The 1,030-nt window shown below is 68.1% G+C and carries 3 protein-coding genes; all 3 read left to right on the top strand.

Annotation, left to right across the window (positions count from 1 at the left end):
• Nucleotides 1–126, top strand: a complete 126-nt coding sequence (locus tag GXW74_RS27770; RefSeq protein ID WP_338148358.1) for an Hsp20 family protein — start codon at nucleotides 1–3, stop codon at nucleotides 124–126.
• 15 nt (nucleotides 127–141) lie between these two features.
• Nucleotides 142–537 (top strand): Hsp20/alpha crystallin family protein, encoded by a 396-nt coding sequence (locus GXW74_RS27765; RefSeq protein ID WP_111471770.1) that lies wholly within the window; start codon nucleotides 142–144, stop codon nucleotides 535–537.
• 20 nt (nucleotides 538–557) lie between these two features.
• Nucleotides 558–1,030: Hsp20/alpha crystallin family protein (locus tag GXW74_RS27760; RefSeq protein WP_211850175.1), on the top strand; the 473-nt coding region annotated here is incomplete at its 3' end.

Here is a 1,030-nt window from a genome sequence, read left to right as displayed (position 1 = left end):
ATCCGCCTGCCCTTTCGCGTCGATTCCGACCTGGTCGAGGCGCGCTTCGCCGACGGCGTGCTGCGCATCGCCGTCCGTCGCCCCGAGGCCGATCGCCCGCGGCGCATCGAGATCAAGGCTGGCTGAAAGGAGGATCGCCCCATGAGCACCGAACTGACCGCCACCCCTGCCCAGACCCCGGCCGCGCCCGAGACGACCCGCGGCGTTCCAGTCTGGCGCCCCCTGACCGACGTGGTCGAGACGCGCGACGGCCCGATGCTGGTGCTGGAAATGCCGGGCGTCGCGCCCGAGGATGTGGAAGTCACGCTCGAGAAGCGGGTGCTGACCGTGCGCGGTCGCGGCCGCAACCCGCAGCCCGAGAACCTGCGCCCCGCGCACCTCGAATACGAGCCGGGCGATTACGAGCGCGCCTTCGCTCTGTCCGAGGATTTCGACGCTGAGCGGATCGAGGCCGTGATGCGAAACGGCGTGCTGACGCTCAGCCTGCCGCGTGCGGCTGAGGCCCAGCCGCGCACGATCCGCGTCAAGGCCGCCTGAACCAAGAAGGAGGAACCGACATGCAGATCAAGGACCTTATCCCCTGGGCTCGCAAGGGCGATGCGCCCGAGGCCAAGGCCGCCGAACCGAACGCCATCGCCTCACTGCAGAGGGAGATGAACCAGGTGTTCGAGAACTTCTGGAACCGCTTCGGCAAGCTCGACTGGCCCTGGGGCCAGAGCGAGGCGAAGTCGGACGTGGTGCAGACCGACAATGCGGTGGAGATCTCCATCGAACTGCCGGGGATGGAGATGAAGGACATCGAGGTGGCGGTCGCCGACGACATGCTGACGGTCAAGGGCGAGAAGCGCATCGAGCGGCAGGAGGAGAAGAAGGGCTACTACCTCTCCGAGCGCAGCTACGGCTCGATCTACCGCGCCGTGCCGCTGCCGCCCGGGGTGGATGGCAGCAAGGCCGAGGCGAGCTTCAAGAACGGCGTGCTGACCATCCGCCTGCCGCAGACGCCCGAGGCGCAGGCCAAGGTCAAGCGGAT

Origin of the sequence: Neoroseomonas eburnea, from assembly GCF_018129005.1 — a bacterium.
Classification (GTDB): Bacteria; Pseudomonadota; Alphaproteobacteria; order Acetobacterales; family Acetobacteraceae; genus Neoroseomonas; species Neoroseomonas eburnea.
This window is presented reverse-complemented; position numbering and strand designations above follow the sequence as displayed.